Source organism: Campylobacter sp. DY7 (assembly GCF_057802535.1).
On record NZ_JBYJAU010000006.1, the window covers coordinates 100,216 to 123,000 of the forward strand.

At 30.6% G+C, this 22,785-nt stretch carries 36 protein-coding genes; 34 read left to right on the top strand and 2 right to left on the bottom strand.

From position 1 onward, the window contains the following. The first annotated feature begins 111 nt into the window (after positions 1–111). From AC1B00_RS05485 to AC1B00_RS05620, 28 genes are all read left to right on the top strand, one after another. Positions 112–888, top strand: a complete 777-nt coding sequence (locus tag AC1B00_RS05485) for an RsiV family protein (RefSeq protein WP_488848625.1) — start codon at positions 112–114, stop codon at positions 886–888. 502 nt (positions 889–1,390) lie between these two features. Then, complete coding sequence (gene rpsJ / locus AC1B00_RS05490; RefSeq protein ID WP_214116107.1) at positions 1,391–1,702, top strand: 30S ribosomal protein S10; 312 nt, start codon at positions 1,391–1,393, stop codon at positions 1,700–1,702. 9 nt (positions 1,703–1,711) lie between these two features. Further along, positions 1,712–2,287, top strand: coding sequence for a 50S ribosomal protein L3 (gene rplC / locus AC1B00_RS05495; RefSeq protein ID WP_488848627.1), 576 nt, complete (start codon positions 1,712–1,714; stop codon positions 2,285–2,287). Then, on the top strand, positions 2,284–2,895 hold the full coding sequence (rplD, locus tag AC1B00_RS05500; RefSeq protein ID WP_239817667.1) for a 50S ribosomal protein L4: 612 nt from the start codon (positions 2,284–2,286) through the stop codon (positions 2,893–2,895). The genes rplC and rplD overlap by 4 nt, the downstream gene beginning before the upstream one ends. Before the next feature lies 1 nt (position 2,896). After that, entirely contained in the window at positions 2,897–3,178 is a 282-nt protein-coding gene (locus AC1B00_RS05505) for a 50S ribosomal protein L23 (RefSeq protein ID WP_239817668.1), read from the top strand. 1 nt (position 3,179) lies between these two features. Further along, positions 3,180–4,010: a 50S ribosomal protein L2 gene (gene rplB, locus AC1B00_RS05510; protein WP_239817669.1), complete on the top strand. Its 831-nt coding sequence runs from the start codon at positions 3,180–3,182 to the stop codon at positions 4,008–4,010. A gap of 1 nt (position 4,011) precedes the next feature. After that, the gene (gene rpsS, locus AC1B00_RS05515) at positions 4,012–4,293 is read left to right on the top strand and encodes a 30S ribosomal protein S19 (RefSeq protein ID WP_214116097.1); all 282 of its coding nucleotides are present in this window, start codon (positions 4,012–4,014) and stop codon (positions 4,291–4,293) included. A gap of 10 nt (positions 4,294–4,303) precedes the next feature. Further along, the gene (rplV, locus tag AC1B00_RS05520) at positions 4,304–4,642 is read left to right on the top strand and encodes a 50S ribosomal protein L22 (protein WP_214116095.1); all 339 of its coding nucleotides are present in this window, start codon (positions 4,304–4,306) and stop codon (positions 4,640–4,642) included. 1 nt (position 4,643) lies between these two features. Then, positions 4,644–5,342, top strand: coding sequence for a 30S ribosomal protein S3 (rpsC, locus tag AC1B00_RS05525; RefSeq protein ID WP_214116093.1), 699 nt, complete (start codon positions 4,644–4,646; stop codon positions 5,340–5,342). A gap of 2 nt (positions 5,343–5,344) precedes the next feature. Beyond that, positions 5,345–5,770: a 50S ribosomal protein L16 gene (rplP, locus tag AC1B00_RS05530; RefSeq protein WP_214116091.1), complete on the top strand. Its 426-nt coding sequence runs from the start codon at positions 5,345–5,347 to the stop codon at positions 5,768–5,770. Further along, positions 5,757–5,942: a 50S ribosomal protein L29 gene (gene rpmC, locus AC1B00_RS05535; RefSeq protein ID WP_239817671.1), complete on the top strand. Its 186-nt coding sequence runs from the start codon at positions 5,757–5,759 to the stop codon at positions 5,940–5,942. Before rplP ends, rpmC begins: the two co-directional genes overlap by 14 nt. Positions 5,943–5,952: 10 nt before the next feature. Next, positions 5,953–6,204: a 30S ribosomal protein S17 gene (rpsQ, locus tag AC1B00_RS05540; protein ID WP_488848629.1), complete on the top strand. Its 252-nt coding sequence runs from the start codon at positions 5,953–5,955 to the stop codon at positions 6,202–6,204. After that, positions 6,204–6,572 carry a 50S ribosomal protein L14 gene (gene rplN / locus AC1B00_RS05545; protein WP_214116086.1) on the top strand — a complete coding sequence of 123 codons (369 nt, stop codon included), beginning with the start codon at positions 6,204–6,206 and terminating at the stop codon, positions 6,570–6,572. The genes rpsQ and rplN overlap by 1 nt, the downstream gene beginning before the upstream one ends. Then, the gene (gene rplX, locus AC1B00_RS05550) at positions 6,572–6,805 is read left to right on the top strand and encodes a 50S ribosomal protein L24 (protein WP_214116077.1); all 234 of its coding nucleotides are present in this window, start codon (positions 6,572–6,574) and stop codon (positions 6,803–6,805) included. Before rplN ends, rplX begins: the two co-directional genes overlap by 1 nt. A 1-nt stretch (position 6,806) precedes the next feature. Then, positions 6,807–7,352, top strand: a complete 546-nt coding sequence (gene rplE / locus AC1B00_RS05555) for a 50S ribosomal protein L5 (RefSeq protein ID WP_239817673.1) — start codon at positions 6,807–6,809, stop codon at positions 7,350–7,352. Between the two features lies 1 nt (position 7,353). Further along, positions 7,354–7,539 carry a type Z 30S ribosomal protein S14 gene (locus tag AC1B00_RS05560; RefSeq protein ID WP_172234194.1) on the top strand — a complete coding sequence of 62 codons (186 nt, stop codon included), beginning with the start codon at positions 7,354–7,356 and terminating at the stop codon, positions 7,537–7,539. A gap of 9 nt (positions 7,540–7,548) precedes the next feature. Then, entirely contained in the window at positions 7,549–7,944 is a 396-nt protein-coding gene (gene rpsH / locus AC1B00_RS05565; RefSeq protein ID WP_239817674.1) for a 30S ribosomal protein S8, read from the top strand. 62 nt (positions 7,945–8,006) lie between these two features. Further along, positions 8,007–8,543 carry a 50S ribosomal protein L6 gene (gene rplF / locus AC1B00_RS05570; RefSeq protein WP_239817675.1) on the top strand — a complete coding sequence of 179 codons (537 nt, stop codon included), beginning with the start codon at positions 8,007–8,009 and terminating at the stop codon, positions 8,541–8,543. Between the two features lie 10 nt (positions 8,544–8,553). Further along, a complete protein-coding gene (gene rplR / locus AC1B00_RS05575; RefSeq protein ID WP_239817676.1) occupies positions 8,554–8,910 on the top strand; it encodes a 50S ribosomal protein L18 in 357 nt (118 codons plus the stop codon). A gap of 9 nt (positions 8,911–8,919) precedes the next feature. Further along, positions 8,920–9,363 (top strand): 30S ribosomal protein S5, encoded by a 444-nt coding sequence (gene rpsE / locus AC1B00_RS05580; RefSeq protein WP_214116067.1) that lies wholly within the window; start codon positions 8,920–8,922, stop codon positions 9,361–9,363. A 3-nt stretch (positions 9,364–9,366) separates the two neighbouring features. Beyond that, positions 9,367–9,768, top strand: a complete 402-nt coding sequence (rplO, locus tag AC1B00_RS05585; RefSeq protein WP_488848632.1) for a 50S ribosomal protein L15 — start codon at positions 9,367–9,369, stop codon at positions 9,766–9,768. Then, positions 9,768–11,030 (top strand): preprotein translocase subunit SecY, encoded by a 1,263-nt coding sequence (secY, locus tag AC1B00_RS05590; RefSeq protein ID WP_239817678.1) that lies wholly within the window; start codon positions 9,768–9,770, stop codon positions 11,028–11,030. The genes rplO and secY overlap by 1 nt, the downstream gene beginning before the upstream one ends. Next, on the top strand, positions 11,027–11,629 hold the full coding sequence (locus AC1B00_RS05595; RefSeq protein WP_488848633.1) for a C40 family peptidase: 603 nt from the start codon (positions 11,027–11,029) through the stop codon (positions 11,627–11,629). Before secY ends, AC1B00_RS05595 begins: the two co-directional genes overlap by 4 nt. Next, a complete protein-coding gene (locus AC1B00_RS05600) occupies positions 11,619–12,338 on the top strand; it encodes a glutamate racemase (protein ID WP_488848634.1) in 720 nt (239 codons plus the stop codon). Before AC1B00_RS05595 ends, AC1B00_RS05600 begins: the two co-directional genes overlap by 11 nt. Then, entirely contained in the window at positions 12,331–12,933 is a 603-nt protein-coding gene (locus tag AC1B00_RS05605; RefSeq protein WP_488848635.1) for an MBL fold metallo-hydrolase, read from the top strand. Before AC1B00_RS05600 ends, AC1B00_RS05605 begins: the two co-directional genes overlap by 8 nt. After that, positions 12,927–13,211: a hypothetical protein gene (locus AC1B00_RS05610; RefSeq protein ID WP_239817682.1), complete on the top strand. Its 285-nt coding sequence runs from the start codon at positions 12,927–12,929 to the stop codon at positions 13,209–13,211. Before AC1B00_RS05605 ends, AC1B00_RS05610 begins: the two co-directional genes overlap by 7 nt. 2 nt (positions 13,212–13,213) lie before the next feature. Next, a complete protein-coding gene (map, locus tag AC1B00_RS05615) occupies positions 13,214–13,975 on the top strand; it encodes a type I methionyl aminopeptidase (RefSeq protein ID WP_239817683.1) in 762 nt (253 codons plus the stop codon). A gap of 3 nt (positions 13,976–13,978) precedes the next feature. Next, on the top strand, positions 13,979–14,359 hold the full coding sequence (locus AC1B00_RS05620; RefSeq protein WP_239817684.1) for a hypothetical protein: 381 nt from the start codon (positions 13,979–13,981) through the stop codon (positions 14,357–14,359). Between the two features lie 48 nt (positions 14,360–14,407). Here AC1B00_RS05620 and glmS read toward each other — a convergent pair whose 3' ends face one another. Next, the gene (gene glmS / locus AC1B00_RS05625) at positions 14,408–16,186 is read right to left on the bottom strand and encodes a glutamine--fructose-6-phosphate transaminase (isomerizing) (protein ID WP_488848638.1); all 1,779 of its coding nucleotides are present in this window, start codon (positions 16,184–16,186) and stop codon (positions 14,408–14,410) included. Between the two features lie 92 nt (positions 16,187–16,278). Between glmS and mqnE the strand changes: the two genes are divergently transcribed. The 4 genes from mqnE (at position 16,279) to AC1B00_RS05645 (ending at position 19,652) form a co-directional block, all read left to right on the top strand. Next, positions 16,279–17,343 carry an aminofutalosine synthase MqnE gene (mqnE, locus tag AC1B00_RS05630; protein WP_239817686.1) on the top strand — a complete coding sequence of 355 codons (1,065 nt, stop codon included), beginning with the start codon at positions 16,279–16,281 and terminating at the stop codon, positions 17,341–17,343. A 136-nt stretch (positions 17,344–17,479) separates the two neighbouring features. Further along, the gene (locus AC1B00_RS05635) at positions 17,480–18,829 is read left to right on the top strand and encodes an NCS2 family permease (RefSeq protein WP_488848640.1); all 1,350 of its coding nucleotides are present in this window, start codon (positions 17,480–17,482) and stop codon (positions 18,827–18,829) included. 11 nt (positions 18,830–18,840) lie between these two features. Next, on the top strand, positions 18,841–19,281 hold the full coding sequence (locus AC1B00_RS05640) for a phosphoribosyltransferase (RefSeq protein ID WP_239817688.1): 441 nt from the start codon (positions 18,841–18,843) through the stop codon (positions 19,279–19,281). Further along, on the top strand, positions 19,278–19,652 hold the full coding sequence (locus tag AC1B00_RS05645) for an HIT family protein (protein WP_488848642.1): 375 nt from the start codon (positions 19,278–19,280) through the stop codon (positions 19,650–19,652). The genes AC1B00_RS05640 and AC1B00_RS05645 overlap by 4 nt, the downstream gene beginning before the upstream one ends. 3 nt (positions 19,653–19,655) lie before the next feature. On the opposite strand, the gene AC1B00_RS05650 is transcribed toward AC1B00_RS05645, so the two are convergent. Beyond that, positions 19,656–20,333 carry a DNA alkylation repair protein gene (locus tag AC1B00_RS05650; protein ID WP_488848643.1) on the bottom strand — a complete coding sequence of 226 codons (678 nt, stop codon included), beginning with the start codon at positions 20,331–20,333 and terminating at the stop codon, positions 19,656–19,658. Between the two features lie 259 nt (positions 20,334–20,592). Here AC1B00_RS05650 and AC1B00_RS05655 point away from each other — a divergent pair, with 259 nt between their 5' ends. After that, complete coding sequence (locus tag AC1B00_RS05655) at positions 20,593–21,771, top strand: major outer membrane protein (protein ID WP_488848645.1); 1,179 nt, start codon at positions 20,593–20,595, stop codon at positions 21,769–21,771. Between the two features lie 43 nt (positions 21,772–21,814). Continuing rightward, a complete protein-coding gene (locus AC1B00_RS05660) occupies positions 21,815–22,234 on the top strand; it encodes a c-type cytochrome (RefSeq protein WP_488848647.1) in 420 nt (139 codons plus the stop codon). Positions 22,235–22,785: the final 551 nt, after the last annotated feature.

A 22,785-nucleotide genomic window follows, 5' to 3' on the forward strand; every position in this document is an offset into this window, starting at 1 on the left:
ATTTCAAATTCCAAAATTATTTCAATTAATATTCATCATAAATTTTTGTTTCACGTGAAACAATCGTTATAGAATTTTGATAAAATTATATTTTATTAAAAGGAGTTTAGAATGAAAAAGATATTAATTTCAAGTGTAGTTGCTCTGAGCTTAAATGCTGCAGGTTTTTTGATGATAGATGATAATAAGAGCGCTTATTTTACTATGAACGAGCATAAAGATAAGGTTGAGTTTATTAGCGCTATGAATATTATGAAAGATGATGTTTGTTTTGCTTGTAATGATTTAATAAATGATGAGATTAATTTTAATGCAAACAAAGCAATAGGGGTTAAATACGATAGTATTAGCTTAAGCACTAAAGATGAAGCTTTTAAGATTCGTTACTTAAGCGGTGCAAATAAGGAAGAATTAAATTTAAATGATTTTTTCGCACAAAGCTTAAATCATTTTGGAACATTACAAATTACAGAAGATATTGTATATGCTAAAAATGATTTAACAAGCGTTCGTTTTCAGCTTATTGAAGACAATAAAGGTGCTCATCCTATGCACTTTGTAAAATTTGCGATTTTAGATAAAGATAGCAAAGTAATTACTTCAAAAAACGCATTTAAAGATATAGATAAATTAAAAGAAAAAATCACTAAAAAAATAAGAGATTTTCAAAATAAAACAAATCACGCAGAGAAAAATAATCAATTTTTTAGCCCTTTAGAAGTGGATAATTTTTATTTTGATAATTTAGGTATTGTGTTTTCATATAGCCCTTATGAATTATTTTCATACGCAAGTGGTTATATAAAAGTTCGCTTGAGTTTTGATGAAATTAAACCATTTTTAAAAGATGATTTTTTAAAACTTCTAAAAGATAATAAAATAATTTAAATTTAAATTCCGAATTCAAATTCTTTTTGAATTCGGAAAATATTTATTAGTAGTATTTATAAAAACAATTTTTTATAATACTAGTAAGTTCTAAAATTATTTAACAAATAAAAGAATAATTTTTTCTTATTATGAATTTATTATTTTCTTTATATATGTTTTAAAAAAATAATATGTTTTATTATCATATATTTTAAATACCATATATATATATAAACAATATTATATAAGCACTCAAAATTAAATATTTTTACAAATAATCCTTTAATATATTATAGTAATTTTGTGAAAATTACTTAATTAATATAAATAATTTAAATTATTATAAAAATAAATATTATCTTTTTTAAAGAGATAAAAATAAGTAAAAATTCATTTTTTTCTTGACAAGTAAACTTATATTAAATACACTTGCGAACCTATTTTAGTTTTTGTGATACTTATCACATGTTCTTTAATGGGTTGGCTTAAATGCCAACGAGTTCTTTTAAAAGGAAAAAAAATGGAAAGAATTAGGTTAAAGTTAAAAGCTTATGACCACAGGGTTCTAGATCGTACAGTTGCGGCAATTGTTGAAGCCGTTAAGAGAACTGGTGCTGAAATTAGAGGTCCAGTACCAATGCCTACAAAAATAAAGCGTTATACCGTTTTAAGATCTCCGCACATCAATAAAGATTCAAGAGAACAATTTGAAATGAGAATTCACGCTCGTATGATTGATATTTTGGCTGCTACTACTGATACCGTTGATAGCTTAACAAAGCTTGATTTGGCACCAGAAGTTAATGTTGAAGTTCGTGCAATGGGCAAGTAAGGATAGAGTATGGAATATATTGTTGAAAAAATCGGAATGAGTAGAACAATTAACACCTCTAGCACTCCTGTAACACTACTTAAGTTAGTTCAAACTAAAGTTTGCGAACTTAAAGATGGTAAAGCTATCGTTGCATACGCACAAGGTAAACACCAAAACAAGTGCATCGCAGGTCAGCAAAAAAAATACAGCCTAAGTGCAGAGTTTAACAAATTTGCTAGTTTAGAAGTAGCAAATACAGAAACAGGTGACATTGATACTACACCTTTAGCTGAAGCAAAAGTTTTAAAAGTAAGCTTCAACTCAAAAGGTAGAGGTTATGCTGGTGTTGTTAAAAGACACGGATTTGCAGGTGGTCCAGCAAGTCATGGTAGCCGTTTTCACAGACGCTCAGGTTCAATAGGTAACCGCGAGTGGCCAGGTCGTGTTCAAAAAGGACGCAAAATGGCAGGTCATTTTGGTAATGAATTAGTTACTGTTAAAAATGAAGTTGTTTCATTTGATGCTGAAAATGGTATTTTAGTATTAAAAGGAAGCGTTGCAGGTTATAATGGTGCAATGGGTAAAGTAAGGATTGTAAAATGAAAGTATGCGTATTAAACGATAAATTTGAAAAAGCTAGCGAGCTTGATTTACCAGCAAGATACGCTGAAGTAAATCCTCATAACCTTTATTTATATGTTAAGTCATACCAAGCTAGCATGAGAGCAAATACAGCTCATACCAAAGGTAGAAGCGAAGTTAGCGGTGGTGGTAAAAAACCATGGAGACAAAAAGGTCGCGGTGGTGCTCGTGCAGGTTCAACAAGAACTAACGTATGGGTAGGTGGTGCAGTTGCATTTGGTCCAACAAACAATAGAAACTATTTTCAAAAAGTAAATAAAAAGCAAAAAAGATTAGCATTTGAAAGAGCTTTAGCAGACAAAGCTAATGCAAACGCTTTATTTGCAGTAGATAATATAGTTATTGAAAGTGGTAAAACAAAAGATGCAAGAGCTATGATTAATAAAATAGGTGTTAAAGATGCTTTAATTGTTAAGTCATTATTAGATGAAAAAACATTATTAGCATTTAGAAATCTTGCTAATTGTTATGTTGTTGATATTACTGAAGTAAATGCTTATTTATTAAGTATATTTAATTCTGTAATTATTGAAAAAGATGCTTTAGCATCAATTACGAAAGAGGGCTAAGATGGCTGATATCACAGATATAAAAAATATAGTTTATACAGAAAAAACTTTAGGCCTTCAAGAAGGTGGCGTGGTAGTTATCCAAGCTAGTCCTAAAATGACTAAAAATGGTCTAAAGCAAGTGTTAAGAGAATATTTTGGCATAGTTCCTTTAAAAATCAATTCATTAAGAATGGATGGAAAAGTAAAGAGATTTAGAGGACTAGAAGGTCAAAGAAGTGACTTTAAAAAGTTTTATGTAAAGCTACCTGAGGGTGCTAGTTTAGAAAATAAGGAAGGCTAAGATGGCTATTAAAACTTATAAACCATATACCCCAAGCAGACGTTATATTACAGGTGTAAGTAGCGATGATATTACAGCAAAAGCTAGCGTTCGCTCATTACTTGTAAAACTTCCAGCTGCAGCAGGTAGAAATAATAACGGAAGAATCACAAGCCGCCATAAAGAAGCAGGTGCAAAAAAACTATATCGTATTATTGATTTCAAAAGAAATAAATTTGGAATTGAAGGTCGTGTAGAGGCTATTGAATATGATCCATACAGAAATTGCCGTATTGCATTAATCGCTTATAAAGATGGTGAAAAAAGATATATTATCCAACCTCGTGGTTTAACAGTAGGCGATATTGTATGTTCAGCAGATGAAGGTTTAGATATTAAGCCAGGAAATGCTATGAAATTAAAATCAATTCCTGTTGGTACAATCATTCACAACCTAGAATTAAAACCAGGTAAAGGTGGTCAAATGATTCGTTCTGCAGGTTCTTTTGCTCAATTAATGGGTAAAGAAGAAAAATACGTAATCGTTCGTCTTCAATCAGGTGAAATGAGAAGAGTATTAGCAGAATGTATGGCTAGTATTGGTGAAGTTGGTAACGAAGATTGGGCTAACGTTACAATAGGTAAAGCAGGTCGCAATAGACATAGAGGTATTCGCCCACAAACTCGTGGTAGCGCAATGAACCCAGTAGATCACCCACATGGTGGTGGTGAGGGTAAGAAAAACTCAGGTCGTCACCCAGTTACACCTTGGGGTAAACCAACTAAAGGTGCTAAGACTCGCCGTAAAAAGGCTAGCGATAAGCTAATAATATCAAGAAGAAAAGGAAAGTAAGATGGCTAGATCATTAAAAAAAGGTCCTTTTGTTGATTCTCATGTTATGAAAAAAGTTATCGCAGCAAAAAAAGCTAACGATAATAAACCAATTAAAACTTGGTCAAGAAGAAGCACTATTACTCCTGATATGATCGGTCTTACATTTAACGTTCATAATGGTAAAAGCTTTATTCCTGTGTATGTAACTGAAAATCACATAGGTTATAAATTAGGTGAATTTGCACCAACTCGCACATTCAAAGGCCACAAAGGCTCAGTGCAAAAGAAAATTGGAAAGTAAGGGGTAGTAAATGAGTAAAGCATTAATTAAATTCATAAGACTATCACCAACTAAAGCAAGATTATTAGCAAGAGAAGTTCAAGGAATGAATGCTGAATTAGCAATGGCAAGTTTAAAATTCATGCCAAATAAAGCAGCAAAATACATTTCTAATGCAATTTCAAGTGCTGTTGCAAATGGTGGATATGAGCCAAGCGAAGTAGTAGTAAGTTCATGCCGTGTTGATGCTGGTGCTGTGCTTAAGAGAATTAGACCAAGAGCTAGAGGAAGTGCAAGTCGCATTAGAAAACCAACTGCTCATATTATGGTTGAAGTAAGTAGAGCAAAAACTGAAAGTAAGGAAAGCTAAAATGGGACAAAAAGTAAATCCGATAGGTCTTAGACTAGGAATTAATAGAAATTGGGAATCAAGATGGTTTCCAGCTAAAGCTAGTTTAGCACAAAGCATAGGCGAAGATTATAAAATCCGTGCTTTTCTTAAAAAAGAGCTATACTATGCAGGAGTTAGTCAAATTATAATTGAAAGAACTGCTAAGAAATTAAGAGTTACTGTAGTTGCAGCTCGTCCTGGAATTATTATTGGTAAAAAAGGTAGCGATGTTGAAGTAATTAAAACAAAACTACAAAAAATTATCAATAAAGAAGTAAATCTTAACATTAAAGAAGAGCGTCGTGCTAACGCATCAGCTCAATTAGCAGCTGAAAGTGTTGCAACTCAACTTGAAAAGCGTGTTGCATTCCGCCGTGCGATGAAAAAAGTTATTCAAAATGCACAAAAAGCAGGAGCAAAAGGTATTAAAGTTAGTGTTGCAGGTCGTTTAGGTGGTGCTGAAATGGCTAGAACTGAGTGGTATCTTGAAGGTCGTGTGCCTTTACATACTTTAAGAGCAAAAATTGATTATGGTTTTGCAGAAGCTCATACAACTTATGGAAATATAGGTATTAAAGTATGGATTTTCAAAGGTGAGGTATTACATAAAGGTGTTCAAGCTGATAAAACTGAAGAGCCAGCAGCAAAGAAGACAAGAAGAACCAGAAGAGGTAAATAATTATGTTGATGCCAAAGAGAACAAAATTTAGAAAAATGATGAAAGGCCGCAATCGTGGCTATGCTTGCCGTGGCACAAAACTTGCTCTTGGTGATTATGCTTTAAAAGCTACTGAGGGTGGTAGAGTTAATTCACGCCAAATTGAAGCAGCACGTATTGCTCTAACTCGTCATGTTAAAAGACAAGGTAAATCATGGATAAGAGTATTCCCAGATAAACCTTTAACTAAAAAACCATTAGAAACGAGAATGGGTAAAGGTAAAGGTAGTGTTGAAGAATGGGTAATGAATATTCAACCAGGCAGAATTCTTTTTGAAATGACAGGCGTTAGTGAAGATATGGCTAGAGAAGCTCTTGCACTTGCTATGAGTAAATTACCATTTAAAACTAAGTTCGTTACAAGAGAGAGTGAAAATGAAATATACTGAGCTAAAAGATAAAACAGCAGAAGAATTAAATGCTATGTTAAAAGAAAAAAAGTTGCTTTTATTTACACTAAAACAAAAGCTTAAAACGATGCAGCTTACAAATACAAATGAGCTTCGTGTAGTTAAAAAGGATATTGCAAGAATTAACACAGCAATATCAGCTATGAAATAAGGGGCTAATAATGAGTTTTAAAAGAGAAATACAAGGCGTAATCGTTTCAAAATCAGGAGATAAAACAGTTAGCGTTTTAGTAGAACGCAAAGTTGTTCATCCTAGATATAGAAAAATCGTAAAACGCTTTAAAAAATATTTAGTTCATGATGAAAAAAATACTGCTAACATTGGTGATACAGTTGTTGCGATTGAATGCAGACCAATGTCAAAACGCAAGTCTTTTCGTCTTAAAACAATTTTAGCAGCAGGAGTTGAGTAATGATACAAAGTTTTACAAGGCTTGTAGTTGCTGACAATAGCGGCGCAAAAGAAATTATGTGTATAAAAGTATTAGGTGGTAGTAAAAGAAGATATGCTACCGTAGGTGATGTAATCGTTGCATCTGTTAAAAAAGCTTTACCAAATGGTAAAATTAAAAAAGGTCAAGTAGTTAAGGCTGTAATCGTAAGAACTAAAAAAGAAGTTCAAAGAGAAAACGGCTCATTAATTCGTTTTGATGAAAATGCGGCAGTTATTTTAGATGCTAAGAGAGAGCCAGTTGGAACTCGTATTTTTGGGCCAGTTGGTAGAGAAGTAAGATATGGTGGCTTTATGAAAATTGTTTCACTAGCTCCGGAGGTTTTATAATGGCTGTTAAATTTAAAATTAAAAAAGGTGATAATGTAAAAATTATCGCAGGTGATGATAAAGGTAAAACAGGTGTTGTAAAGGCAGTTTTTCCTAAGAAAAATCAAGTAATCGTTGAAGGTTGCAAAATTGCTAAAAAAGCAGTAAAACCTAGCGAGCAAAACCCACAAGGTGGTTTTGTAAATAAGGAAATGCCTATGGATATTTCAAATGTAGCTAAGGTGGAGGCATAATATGAGATTAAAAGAAAAATATGTTAATAGCATTAAGCCTGCAATTGCTAAGGAATTTGATATTAAAAATCCTATGCTAATTCCTGCTATTGAAAAAATTGTTATTAGCGTTGGTTTAAGTGCAGAATTTACAAAAGACCAAAAAGTTTTACAAAGCATTGTTGATACAATTAGTTTAATTTCAGGTCAAAAAGCAGTTGTTACTAAAGCTAAAAAATCAGTTGCTGGTTTTAAAGTAAGAGATGGCTTTCCTGTTGGTGTAATGGTAACTTTAAGAAAAGACAATATGTATGCATTCTTAGATAAGTTAATTTCTATTGCATTACCAAGAGTTAAAGACTTTAGAGGTTTAAGCCGTGATGGTTTTGATGGTCGTGGAAATTATAGCTTTGGTTTAAATGAACAATTAATGTTCCCAGAAGTTGTTTATGATCAAATTTTAAGAACTCATGGTATGAATATCAATGTTGTTACAACAGCAAATAGCGATAAAGAGGCACTAAGATTATTAGAATTATTTGGTGTGCCTTTCACAAAAGGAAAGTAATATGGCAAAAAAATCAATGATAGCAAAAGCTGCTCGTCCAGCTAAATTTAAAGTTAGAGCTTATACAAGATGCCAAATTTGTGGTCGTCCACACTCTGTGTATAGAGATTTTGGAATTTGCCGTGTGTGCCTAAGAAAAATGGCTAATGAAGGATTAATTCCTGGTCTTAAGAAAGCTAGCTGGTAAGGAGAAGTTATGATTAATGATTTAATTTCAGATTCACTAACTCGTATTAGAAATGCAGCTCTTCGCAGATTAGATACAACAAAACTTTTACACTCAAGAGTTGTAGAGTCAATTGTTGATATTTTTAAAGCTAAGGGTTATATTGAAGATTATAGCGTTGTAGAAGAAGATAAGAAAAAATTCATCAATGTAGTTTTAAAATATGATGAAAAAGGCAGAAGCGTTATTAATGAAATTAAGCGTGTTAGCAAACCTGGTCGTAGAGTTTACCGTGGAAAAGATGAAATCAAAAGATTTAAAAACGGTTATGGAACAATAGTTGTAAGTACTAGCAAGGGTGTTTTAAGCAATGAAGTTGCTTATAAAGAAGGCATCGGTGGCGAAGTACTTTGTACTATTTGGTAATTAATGCTTTTTATGGCATTCGGAAAGCTTAAGCTTTCCCTAGACAAATAAAAAGGAAAAATATGTCAAGAATAGGAAAACAACCAATTGAAATTCCAGCTGGAATTTCTGCTAAAGTAGATGGCAATGTTCTTACATTCACAAAAGGTAATGTAAAAAAAGAACTTGATTTTAAAGGACATGTAAATGTTGAAGTAAAAGATAATCAAGTTGTATTTACACCAAAAAGTGATGATAGAAGCTCAAGAGCTTATTGGGGAACATATAGAGCTTTAGCAAACAATATCGTAATAGGCCTTACACAAGGATTTAAAAAAGTATTAGAAATCAACGGTGTTGGTTATAAAGCTGCTATGAAAGGTAAAACTTTAGAAATGGCTTTAGGTTTTTCACACCCAGTAATTTTTGATGCTCCAGAAGGTATTGAAATAGCAGTTGAGAAAAATACTATTGTTATTACAGGTGCTGATAAGCAAGTAGTAGGTCAAGTTGCAGCTAAAATTCGTGAATTCAGACCACCAGAGCCTTATAAAGGTAAAGGTATTAAGTATTCAGATGAGCGTATTATTCGCAAAGCTGGTAAAACATCTAAGAAGTAAGGGATAAGTAATGAGAGCAAATATCTTAAAAAGAAAATTATCTCTTAGAATTAAGAGAAAAAAGAGAATTCGTGCAAAAATTAATGGTTGCGCAACTTTACCAAGAGTATCTATTTTTAAATCAAATAGAACACTTTATGTTCAAGCTATTGATGATGTTAAAGCACATACAATTGCTAGTGCAAATGGTAAAAAATTAGGTATTAAAGCAAATATTGAAGGTGCTAAAAAATTAGCAGCTGAATTTGCTAAGAACTTAAAAGCAATCAAAGTTGAAGAAGCGGTTTTTGATAGAAATGGTTATTTATACCATGGTGTTGTAGCAGCTTTTGCTGATGCTTTAAGAGAAAACGGTATCAAACTATAAGGATAAATTATGGAAAAATATAATAGAGAAGAATTTGAAGAAGTAATTGTTGATATCGGTAGAGTTACAAAGGTTGTTAAAGGTGGTCGCCGCTTTAGATTTACAGCACTTGTAATTGTTGGTAATAAAAATGGTCTTGTAGGTGTTGGCTATGGTAAAGCTAAAGAAGTTCCTGATGCTATTAAAAAAGCAGTTGATGATGCGTTTAAAAACATTATCTCAGTTAAACTTCGTGGCCAAACAATTCCACACGATATTGAAGTAAAATACAATGCAAGCCGTATTTTATTAAAGCCTGCTAGCGAAGGTACAGGAGTTATCGCAGGTGGCTCTAGCCGTCCTATCATTGAACTTGCAGGTATTAAAGATATTCTTACAAAATCACTTGGTTCATCAAATCCAGGCAACGTTGTAAGAGCTACAATCAAAGCTTTAAGTATGTTGAAAGGATAAAAAATGGGACTTGAAAATTTACAAAAAGCAGCTGGCTCTACTCATAAAACAAAAAGAATAGGCCGTGGTCAAGGTTCAGGCTGGGGAAAAACTGCTACAAAAGGTGGTAAAGGTCAAACAGCTAGAAAAGGTTATAATGAAAAAAGAGGTTTTGAAGGTGGTCAACAACCATTACAAAGAAGATTACCAAAAGTTGGTTTTACTTCTAAGTTTGAAAAACCTTATGTAATTAATGTTGAAAAAATTGTAGCTATTAAAGAACTTAAAGAAATTACATTTGAGAGCATTAAAAGTGTTCACAGATTTTCTTCAAGTGTTAAGAAAATTAAATTAATAGGTGCAAGTGCTAATTTATTAGCATCAAAAATTAAAGACGAAAACATTAAAACTAGCGGAAGTAAATAATGAATAAAAATCTTGCCAATAAAATTTTTATAACATTGGCGCTTTTATTTGCTTACAGGATACTGGCATACGTGCCAGTTCCTGGTGTGAATGTAGATGTAATTAAAGAATTTTTTGAATCAAATACAAACAATGCCTTAGGTATGTTTAATATGTTTAGCGGTAAAGCTGCTGAAAGACTTTCAATCATATCTTTAGGCATAATGCCTTACATAACTTCATCAATTATTATGGAATTACTTGCAGCAACATTCCCAAATATCGGTCGTATGAAAAAAGAGCGTGATGGAATGGTGAAGTATATGCAAATTATTCGTGTAGCAACTATTGTTATCACTCTAATTCAAAGTGTTGGGGTTTCAGTAGGGCTTCAAAGCTTACACTCAAGAACAGGTGAAGCAGCTATTATGATTGATTTTAATACATTTATAGCTTTAAGCGCTGCTAGTATGTTAGCTGGAACTATGTTGCTTATGTGGTTAGGTGAGCAAATTACTCAAAGAGGTATAGGCAATGGTATTTCATTAATTATTTTTGCTGGTATTGTTTCTGGAATTCCAAGTGCAATTTCTAGCACAATAAATCTTGTAAATACAGGCGAGTTAAACTTCTTAGTAGTAATCGGAATTGCTTTAGTTATTATTGCAGCAATTGGTGCTATTATTTATGTTGAATTAGGTGAAAGAAGAATTCCTATTTCATACAGCAGAAAAGTTTTAATGCAAAATCAAAACAAAAGAATTATGAACTATATTCCTATAAAGCTAAATCTTAGTGGTGTTATCCCTCCGATTTTTGCTAGTGCTATTTTGACATTTCCTGCAACGGTTTTACAATCAAGCACAAATGAATATATTATGAAATTTAATGATATTTTCAATCCAAATGGCTATGTATTTCATATATTTACATTCTTTTTTGTTATCTTTTTTGCTTATTTTTATGCATCAATTGCATTTAATGCAAAAGATATTTCAGAAAACCTAAAAAAACAAGGTGGTTTTATTCCTGGTATTCGCCCAGGCGAGGGAACAGCTCTTTATTTAAACGAAATTGCAAGTCGTTTGACATTAAGCGGTTCAATTTATTTAGCAATTATTGCTACTTTACCTTGGCTTTTAGCTAAATTTATGGGAGTTCCATTTTATTTTGGTGGAACATCAGTTTTAATTGTTGTTCAAGTAGCACTTGATACTATGAGAAAAATTGAAGCTCAAATGTATGTGAATAAATACCAAACCTTAAGTGCAGTAGGCTTATGATAATTAATAGGCAAATATTTTTGCCGATTTTTTTGGCTATATTTTTTGCGTCTTGTTCGCAAAATATAGCCGATTTAGAATATGAAGAAATTGATAGCTTTAAACAAGATAATATAATTTTAATAGATGAAATTTATGCAAATTATCCAGCTCAAATGTTTGAGCCAAATGCAATTTATGATTCTAAATTAAACTTAGAACTTACAAAAAATCCAAATAAAATGATTGAAAAAATATTAATAGCAGCTCATTCTTGGCGTTACACTCCATATAAATTAGGCGGAACAAACAAGAATAAAGGTGCAGATTGTTCTTCTTTTACACAAGATATTTATAAAAATGTTTATGGCATTAATTTAGAAAGAACTACAAAATATCAAAGATTAGGCGGAGAAAAAGTTTCAAAATCTAAGCTAAAAGTAGGAGATTTATTGTTTTTTAAAACTGATGGTCCTTTTGGTTTACATGTTGGAATATATCTTGAAAATAATAATTTTATACACTTATCTTCAAAAGGCGGAACAAGAATTCAAAGCCTTAATGTAAGATATTGGAATACTAGATACATAGAAGCAAGAAGGTATGCAAATGCTAAATAAAATAGCCATATTTGATAGTGGAGTAGGTGGTCTTGGAACTTTAGATTTATTAGTAAAAAATAAAATTGCAAAAGAAATAATCTATTATGCTGATAATAAAAATGTCCCTTTTGGAACTAAAAGCAAAGAAGAGATTTTAATAATAGGTCAAAACGCTATTGATTATCTAACAAGCTTAAATGTAGATTTAATAATACTAGCTTGTAATACAGTTAGTTCAATTTTAAACGAACTTAATGTAAATACAAAGGTTTTGCCTATTAGTGATTATGGTATTTTAGGACTTAGTAAAATATCAAATAATCAAAACACCTTAGTAGTTGCAACAAAGGCTACTATTAATTCAGGTATATATCAAAGAGCTTGTGAAAAATACAATATAAAAGCAGATTTTATAAGCCCAATTTCTTTTGTCCCAATAGTAGAAAGTATGCAATATTCAAAATCAAGCGAATATTTTGCAGAGTATTTTCAAAAAAATGATTATGAAAATATACTTTATGCTTGCACTCATTATCCGTTTTTAGAAAAAGAGTTTAAAGCTTATTTTCCTAAAGCAAATTTATTAGACCCTGCAAAAATCCTAGCAACTACGATGAAAAATGAATATTGCAAAGAAGAATTTGAATTCGGAATTAAGATTGACTTTAAAGCAAGTAAAGACATTAAAATACTTCAAGATTTTTATGAAAGGATTAAAAATGTATGATATTTTAGTTAAACCTTGTGGCGAATACGCTACAAATTGCTATATAGTAAAGCATGAATTAGGCGATATTGTAATTGATCCAGGTAAAGGAGCATTAGAATTTATAAAAGCAAAATCTAAAAAAGTTGTAGCTATTTTAAATACTCACGGACATTACGATCATATATGGGATAATAAATTAGTAGCAAATGAATTTCAAGCTCCTATTTATACTCCAAAAGATGATATTTTTATGCTTGAAGATGATGGCAGTGGCTATTTAAGTAGTAATGATATTGCAATTGCTGTTGGCGATAAAGAAGAATTAGTTTTTAATGGTTTAAAATTTACCTTTCATCATTTTGCAGGACACACGCCGGGTTGTTCTATGATAGAATTTGATAATCTTTATTTTAGTGGTGATTTTTTATTTGAAAGAAGCATAGGAAGATGGGATTTTGAGTTCTCAAATGCTGATGATATGGTAAAAAGCCTAGAAAAAGCAAAATCTTTAAAAGATGATTTTTATTTACTTCCAGGTCATGGAAATCAAACAAAAGTTAGTTTAGAAAAACCGCATTTTGATTCTTGGATAAGATATATTAAACAATGCTAATTTTTATTTATATACTTATATTTTTTGGTTCAATGGCATGGTTTTTTCAAAAAAATTCTCCAAAAAATGAAACAATAGCAAAAATCGGCAGAAGATGCCCTTGCACAAGACTTGCAAAAAGTGGATTTTTAAGCAAATTATTGATTTATACTAGCATTGCAGTATTCGTAATTAATGGATTAATGTTAGACTATGTAGGATTTAATAAAGATAATGCCTTTCAATTATTCTTAGCATTAGTGCTTGTATTTTTAGGTTATAAAGTTAAAAAGGAATAAAAATGATAGAAATAAAAAAACCAATAGAAATAGAAAAATTAAGAGTTGCAAATAAAATGGTTGCAAAAACGCTAGATTATTTGCAAACTATAATAAAACCAGGAATTTCTTTAAAAGAAATAGATAAAGCAGCTGAAAATTATATTTTAAGCCTTGGTGCAAAACCAGCATTTAAAGGTCTTTACGGCTTTCCAGGTGCAATTTGCGTAAGCCTTAACGAAACTTGCATTCATGGAATTCCTGATGATAGGATTTTAAAAGAAGGCGATATTGTAGGTTGCGATGTTGGGACTTTTATAGATGGATACTATGGCGATGCTGCTAGAACTTATGCGGTTGGAAAAATCTCAAAAAAAGATGAAGAATTAATTGCTTGCAGTAAAGATTGTTTATTAAATGCAATTAGCCAGATTAAAGAAGGCATGAGATTTAAAGAGCTTAGTAAGATTTTAGAAGATTTTATTCGCTCTCGTGGATTTGTTCCATTAGAAGGATTTTGCGGACATGGAATCGGTAGAAAACCACACGCTGAGCCTGAAATCCCAAACTATTTGCACCCAAACGATAGTATAAAAAATGGTCCAAAGATTAAAAACGGCATGGTATTTTGCATAGAGCCTATGATTTGTCAAAAAGACGGAAGACCAAAAAATCTAAAAGGAATGTGGGAAACAGCCTCAATGGACGGTTTAAACACAGCTCATTACGAGCATTGCGTAGCTATTGTAAATGGAAGAGCTGAGATTTTATCAATTGATGAGTAATTTATGGATATAAAAACAATTAAGCCTAAATTAGATTTTAGCAATGTTTTATATTTTGTATTTATTGCTTTGATTATTGCAATAACACAAGGAGTTTTTAAAGCAGGCTTTATTTATTTAGGCATATTTTTCTTAATTTTACTCATAATATATATTTATGATATGCCTATAACTGAAGTTGTTTTGTATGATGGTGGAATAGCAATAAGCTTTATATTTTTTACAAAAAACATAAAACTAAGCGATATTAAAAGCTATAAAAGAAAAAGAAATTGCTTAAAAATTAAAGCTAATGGTAGATTTTATTCAAATATAAAATTAAAAAATTTTCATAAAAATAGCATTGATGAAATAATAAATCACTTAAATACTGCTAATTCTTAAAAGTTTTGGAATTTGAATTAGGATTTTTAATTTCCTAATTCAAATTCTTTATTCAACCGTTACGCTTTTTGCTAAGTTTCTTGGCATATCAACATTTGCACCAACACGATTTGTGATTTCTAGTGCAAATAATTGCATAATTACCATCATTTCAAAAAACTCGCTTAGATAATGCTCTTGTTCGCTTGTTTTTATAAAATCATCTGCTTCAACAAACTCAATAGGAGAAATTGCTAAAATATTTGCATCTCTTGCACTTAATTCTAAAACATTTGAACGAGTTTTATCATAAAGAATATTTTTCGGCATAAATGCAATTGTGAATAATTCACTATCAGCAAGTGCAATAGGACCATGTTTCATCTCTCCAGCTGCGTAGCCTTCTGCGTGCATATAGCTAATTTCTTTTAATTTTAACGCAGCTTCAAGTGCAAGCGGATAGAATAAATCTCTACCTATAAAGAAAAAGCCGTGTCCGTGCAAATAGCGTTTGCTTAAGCGTTTTAGTTTATCGTGGGTTTGTTTATTTACCTTTAAAACATTTGATAAATTTTTTATCGCTTCAAGTTCTTTTGCTATATTTAAATCTTTGTTTTTATTTAAATATAGAGCTAGTAGCCATAGGTTTAGCATTTGAGCACAAAAGGCCTTTGTGCTTGCAACACTTTTTTCAATTCCTGCACGAATTAAAATACAATAATCAGCACTTCTTGCTATGCTTGAATTATCAACATTGCATAATGCTAAGGTTTTAAGCCCTGTATTTTTTGCTATTTTTAATGCTTCTAGCGTATCGGCTGTTTCGCCACTTTGTGAAATACAAACAAATAAAGCATTTTTATCTAAAAAGCCTTTTTTATATCTAAACTCACTAGCGATTTCTACACGGCATTCAATTAAAGCTTCTCTTTCATAATAATAACTCATAGCAAGTGCTGCATGATAGCTTGTGCCACAAGCACAAATTATGATTTTGCTAAATTCCTGATTCAAATTCTTTAGCTCATCAAAACTTACTTTATCGTTTGCAATTCTTCCTATTAATATGTTTTGCACGATTTGGCTTTGCTCGTAGATTTCTTTTTCCATAAAGGTATCAAAGCCATCTTTTAAAGCACTTTCTTTATCGCAGCTTAGTTCTTTAAACTCAACCGAGCCATTTAATAAATGTATGCCACTTTTGTTTATATAACCAAAATCCCCATCATTTAAATACGCTACTTTTTTGCATACTCCAACCAAAGGAGCATCGCAAGATGCTAAATAAAACTCATCAGCTTTTTCACCTAAACCTATTATTAAAGGAGCATTTTTCTTTGCGAAAAATATAGTATTAGGAGCTTTCTTTGTAATTAATAAGATAGCAAAAGCACCATCAAGCTTTTTAACAACTTCGCTAAAGGCTTTTTGTGGTTCTAAATCTTTTGCATATTTTTCAAATAAATGCACGATAACTTCGGTATCGGTTTGCGAATTAAAATTAATATTTTTTAATTCTTCTTTTATTTCTTTGTAGTTTTCAATAATTCCGTTGTGGATTACACAAGAATATTCTCCATAATGTGGATGAGAGTTTATATCATCAGGTTTTCCATGAGTTGCCCAACGAGTATGACCTATCGCAACACCTTCTTTATTAAAGCTTAAATCATTCATAAAATTAGCTAGATTTTCTAGTTTTCCTGCTTTTTTATAGAAGTTTAGCTCATTGTTTTCTAAAATCGCCATTCCAGCACTATCATATCCACGATATTCAAGCTCTTTTAAGCCTTTTAAAATAATTTCTTTTTTTTCTAATTGTCCTAAATAACCGACTATTCCGCACATTTTTTATCCTTTAAATATAAAAATTATGCTAATTTATAGTAAGTTGTTAAACAAAGATAAATATAATCGTTTTTCTTTTTTAAGGATGGTAAATGGATATTTTAGAAGCGTTAGAAGAAGGAAAAAGATTAAGCGAAGAAAATTGCTACAAATTATACGATTTAGATTTGCAAGTCTTAGGATTTTACGCTAATAAAAAGAGATTAAAACTTCACGGAAAAAAAGTTTATTTTAATTGTAATCGCCACATTAATCCTACAAATATGTGTGTTGATACTTGTGCCTTTTGTGCGTTTTCAGCTCATAGACACAATCCAAATCCATATCATCTAACCCACGAAGAAATCTTAAAAATAGTTGATGATACCGTTACTCGTGGAACGAAAGAAATCCATATAGTTTCAGCTCATAACAAAAAAGGTGGTTGGGAGTGGTATTTTGAAATTTTCAAAAAGATTAAAGACAAATATCCACACTTACACATAAAAGCCATGACAGCTGCGGAGATTAATTTCATTGCAAAAAGTTTTTTCAATGGTGATTTTAACGCAGTAATTGAGAAAATGTTAGAATTTGGAGTTGATTCTATGCCAGGTGGCGGTGCTGAAATTTTTGATGAGAAAGTTAGAAACGAGCTTTGTGCTAGCAAAGTAAGTTCAACAGATTGGCTTAAAATTCATGGGCTATGGCATCAAAAAGGAAAACAAAGTAATGCAACAATGCTTTTTGGACACATAGAAAGTCGTGAAAATAGAATTGACCACATGCTAAGATTAAGACATCAGCAAGATATTAGCAAAGGTTTTAATGCTTTTATTCCACTTGTTTGGCAAAAAGATAATTCATTTTTAAAAGACTTAAAGCCGTTAGGAAGTGTTGAGATATTAAAAACTATTGCAATAGCAAGATTAGTTTTAGACAATATCGCTCATATTAAGGCTTATTGGGCTACTTTAGGGCTAAATTTAGCAATGGTAGCACAAGAATACGGAGCAAACGACCTAGATGGTACAATTGAAAAAGAAAATATTCAAAGTGCTGGTGGTGCAAAAAGTGCGAATGGTATTACTCTGCAAGACTTCATAGATAATATCAAAACATCAAATTTAATTCCAATAGAAAGAGATAGTTTATACAATGAAATCAAGGAATATTGATTGAAAACAAAAGTTTTAAACATCAAAATCAATAACACCATTCAAAGGACTTATCTATGAGCTAACAATTCTTTTTACTTTTATTTATTTCAAATTTAGGTGCTTTATGCGAATTATTTTTTAATAAAGGAAAAAAATGGACTTTTTTAAGTTAAAAGAGAATAACACAAGTGTTAAAAACGAGTTTAATGGTGCGTTGGCAACATTTTTATCAATGCTTTATATTATTCCAACAAATGCTTTTATAGTAAGCAATACAGGACTTAGTGTAGAAGCTTTAATGCTAGCAACAGCTTTGGTTACAATAATTGCAACAGCTTTTACAGGACTTTTTGCAAATACACCAATTGCAATGAGTACAGGTATGGGGCTTAATGTATTTTTTACATTTTCAATGTGTAAAGGACAAGGAATTCCAGTAGAAACTGCCTTGGGGGCTGTTTTTATAAGTGGTTTTATATTTTTAGTATTATCATTTACAAATTTTCGTATTTTTATTCTAAAGAGTATTCCTGAAGACTTTCGCCGTGCTATTAGTGCTGGTATTGGGTGTTTTCTTGCTTTTATGGGAATGAATCAAGCTCATATTGTTGCAGCTGATCCTGTAACACTTCTAAAAATAGGTAATTTTGCTGACCCTAATGTGCTGTTTTGTTTATTTGTTTTATTTTTAATTGTTTGCTTTTGGGCGTGGAAAATTAAAGCAGGTTTTATTTTAGCTGTTTTAATAGGAAGTATTATTGCATGGACTTTTGGCATAGGTGGAGCAAAGTTACCAAGTGAATTTGTAGCAATCCCAAACTTTAGCGAAAAAGATGGACTTATGAGTATTTTTGCAAAACTTGATATTTTAGGCGCTTTAAGTTTATCGGTTTTACCTGCTGTTATGACACTTTTTGTAACTCAATTATTTGATAGCATAGGAACAATTACAGGTGCAGGAATTAGGGGTGGAATATTTGAAAACAAAAAAAGAGCAGATGGAAGCTTTGATGATAGTGGGGACAAAAAATTAGGAAAAACAATGATTGCAGATGCTGCAGGAACTTGCATAGGTGCTGTTATAGGAACTTCTACTGCTACGGCTTTTGTTGAGAGTAGTGCAGGTGTAGAAAGTGGTGCTAGAACTGGACTTAGTAATATTTTCTTAGCCTTAATGTTTTGTTTATGTATATTTTTCTTACCATTCTTTCAGGCAATTCCTGTAAATGCAATTTATCCTATTTTAATAATGGTTGGGATTTTAATGTTTATGGAAGTTAGTCGCATTGATTTTAAAGACCCTGCTAATAGCGTTGCAACTTTCTTTACTGTTATTATGATGCCATTTACTTATTCTATTACAACAGGTATTGCGTTTGGCTTTATTTCTTATGTTTTAGTTAGATTGTTAAGAAAAGAATTTAATAAGCTAAGTGCTGGTATAATCGTAATCACAATTATTTGTATGGCAGTATTCTTGCTACAATTTATGAAATTTAATTAAAAGGTAAAATTATGTATAAATATACTTATGATGAATTTAAAAATGACTTTGAGCCATTTGCAAAACGCATTAAAGATGAGTTTAATCCTGATGCTTTTGTAGGGGTTGCTCGTGGTGGCTTAACGCTTACTCATGCGCTTTCAACTGCGTTAAAAAGTAGAAATGCTTTTGTATTAAATAGCATTCATTATGATGGACAAAAAAAGCTTGATACAATAGAAATTACAAATATTCCTGATTTAAGTAAAGCTAAAAAAGTTTTATTAATTGATGATATTGTAGATAGTGGTGAAAGTCTTGACGCTATTAAGAAAAAATTATTAGAAATGTATCCACATTTAGAAATAAAGCTTGCTGTTATTTTTTATAAACCAAGTGCGATAATTAAGCCTGAGTTTTGCGTTAAAGAAGCTAAAGAATGGATTAATTTCTTCTGGGATTTTGAAGCGTGATTTATGAAAATAATTTTTGCTATATAAAAAGCCATGAGAGTAATATTCCATGGCTAGAAATACATGCAAAAGATGAGTATAAAGAATTAAGTAATGATTACGAAACAAGTTTAAAAATCTTTAAACTTGCTATGTTTATAGAGCAAATTATGATTGAGTTTTATAATCCTACTAAGATTAATCACGCATCATTTGCAAACTACTTGCCTAAGGCCCACTGGCATGTAATGGCTAGATTTAGCGATGATGGATTTTATCCTGAATGTATGTGGGGTAAACAACAAAACGAGCTTAAAAATTATAGAACTAATTTTGATGAATTTTGTGGTATTTTAGCTCAAAAATTATCGGAATTTGAATTAGGAATTTAATTCCTATTTCAAATTCTTTTTTATCTTTTTTAATTCCTTTAGCCTTATTTTATTATCTTGACTTATTTTCATGCTATATCCTACTTTTTGATTCATTAGACTTAAAGTAGCTTTATCTGGTATATTTTCTTTCAAAATTTCAAAACTTGCTTCAAAGTTTTCTCCTAAGCATTCGGTTATATACCAAGCTTTTGCGATATTTATATAATACTCATTGCTTTCAAGATTGATTATTTTCTTAAGCATTTCGTAATCATCGTAAAAATACCTAATACAGCAAATTATCGCAAATCTTACCTTATAAATATGATTTGAATTAAGCCATATTTCTATACACTTTTTTATTTTTTCCATATTATCAACAAAAGCATTAGGCTTAATGCTATCGCAATTACTCCAATTATCTATAATATCTAGTAATTCATCTAAGTAATTAACAATCATTTCAAAATCATCAATCATGTTTAAAACATAGATATATAATTGAATTTCTTCAAAGCTTTTAAAGTCAAAATTATCAAGAATTTCTTTTTCTTTTCCTACTTTTATTATATTTTTAGCAATTTTTTTAAGTTTATTATTTTTTACTCCATATATTTTATATTTTGTAAAAATTGATTTTTCGCAATAATCTTTATATATTTTATCAGTATTATTTATTAAAAACTCTTCTATATTCATTATTTAAACCTCCAAATGGCATTAATTATATTACTATAATTACTTTTACTAAGTATTAACTAAGCTCTTTTAAAATCTACGCAACTTAGACTAGTTTTTTACTCCTTAAGAGTTTTATAAAATCCCTTGAAAAATCAAGGGATTTTCTCCTTTTAAAGATAATTCAAATTACATTTTTTAAAAAATTTATTTAACTTTAAGCTTAATTTTCAAATTTTATGCTACTATTCATTCACATTTTTACAAAAAAGGAGAAAAAATGAAATTAGTTAAATTAAGTTTAGCAGCAGTTGTTGCTGCAGGTTCGTTCTCATTTGCGAACGCAGTTGCTTTAGATGAAGCTATCCAAAATGTAGACCTATCAGGAATGTTAAGATACAGATATGAAACTGATAGCAGTAAAGATACTAAAGCTGGTGTTTCTGTTAAAGAAAATGAAAGCGGACACAAATATAAAGCACAATTAAAATTCGGTGCTGACATTGCTGACAACTTCAAAGCTACAGCATTATTCCAATATTCAAATGCAGACCTATCATATGGCAATAATGCATTTTTAAATGATAAAGAAACTTTTAAAGTAAGAGATGCTTACTTAACTTATACAAATTTTGATACTTCATTCATGTTCGGTAGAATGGAAATCGGTTCAATTTGGACAGATGACCTATTAGGAACAGGATTAAAAGTAATAAACAATAGCATCGAAAATGTAACTTTAGCAGCTTATGCTTTTGATAACTATAATAAAGATGGTGATTTTTTCATAGCTAAAAAACCTTTCAATAAGCATACAGCAAAGAATTTATATGGTATTGCAGCTATAGCTAACTTTGATCCAGTAGCAGCTCAATTATGGGTTTCAAATATGGCTAGCTGGGGAACATTCTATGCAGTAGATTTCAATGTTGCTTTAGGTGACAAAGATGATTTCGCATACAATATTCATGCTCAATATGCAGGCAATAGCCTTAAGAAAGATAGAAAAGGTGATGTAGCTACAAATGGTAATTTCTATGCTATCGAAGCTGGTTTTGATGCATTCGGTTTAGACTTTAATGTTGGTTATGCTGGTTATGGTAAAAAAGATAAATTAACTCTTAACTCAGTAGAAGATGAAGGTCAATTAATTAATTATGGTGAATTTGCTATGAAAGATTACAATGGTGGTACAGGTAAGAAAGATTTTGTTTTCGGAACTATCGGTTACACATTTGAAGATGTAAGATTTGCAGTAGATATCATCAATGGAACAAACAAATTAACTGCTGGTAAAGAAAAATTATTTGAAGTTAAACCACAACTATCATACAAATACAGCGACAAGCTAAAATTCTCAACTTTCTATGCTTATGGTAAAACAAAAAATGTTGAAGGCGTAGATGGTAGCAAAAATGAAGATAAGCTAATCAGATTTGAAGCTAAATATACATTTTAATTAATTGCTAGGCTTAAAAGCCTAGCTTTTTAAAGATTGAATTATGAAAAAGATTTTATTTGTATTACCACTTACTTTATCACTAAATGCCAAATTAAACACTGATTCTTTATTAAATTACACTTTTGACAATACCGATTCAAAATTAGGTAAAGAGCTTTTTATAAATACTTATAAATGTAATGTTTGCCATGGTGATTTAGGTGAAAAATCAAGTGGAACTTTTAGTGCTTTAACATCTTTCTCTGCATCAACACTAAAATCAATGTTAAAATCATATAAAAATGATAGAAATTTTGGAGGCAAGACAAGATTTGCTATGCAAAGATATGCGAAAAAACTTTCAGATAAAGATATGGATAATATTATTTCTTATATTAAAGGTGAAAACAATTTAGAATTACCAAATTCTAAAAATGCAGAACCTAGTAAAAAAACTCAAGATAATTTATATTTAGAATAAGTCTAAAATATTAGATATTTTAATATTTTAAAATTCCTATCCCAAATTCTTTAAACATAAACCATTTTTCTAACCACATCACTAAAAATAAAACTATCTAAAAGAATTTAAAACAGGAATTTGATTTTTCATAATTATTTATATTATAAACTTCACATATAAATCCCTACTAGCCATAAACCCTAACTAAACCCAATCAAACCACACACTAAACTCCCAACCCCAACCCTTTCAAACTATCTATCACTCCAATCTCACACTAAATAACTTAAAAACTTTATCCATATTTTTTCACATCTTTTTCATATTGTATTCTATATTTTTTCATATTTTTACTATATTTTTTTCCACAACTTTTTTACATTTTTTAAATATTTTTAATTTTTTTAAAAATTTTTTATATATTTAAGAATACTTTAAGTTTTGATGTATATAATTCAGGCTTTCGTTTGCATAACTTCAGTTATCAAACTTGTTATTTTTAAATAGTTTTATTGTTAATTTTAAATATATCAATTATTTCAACGTCAATCTTTGATATCTAAACAAGT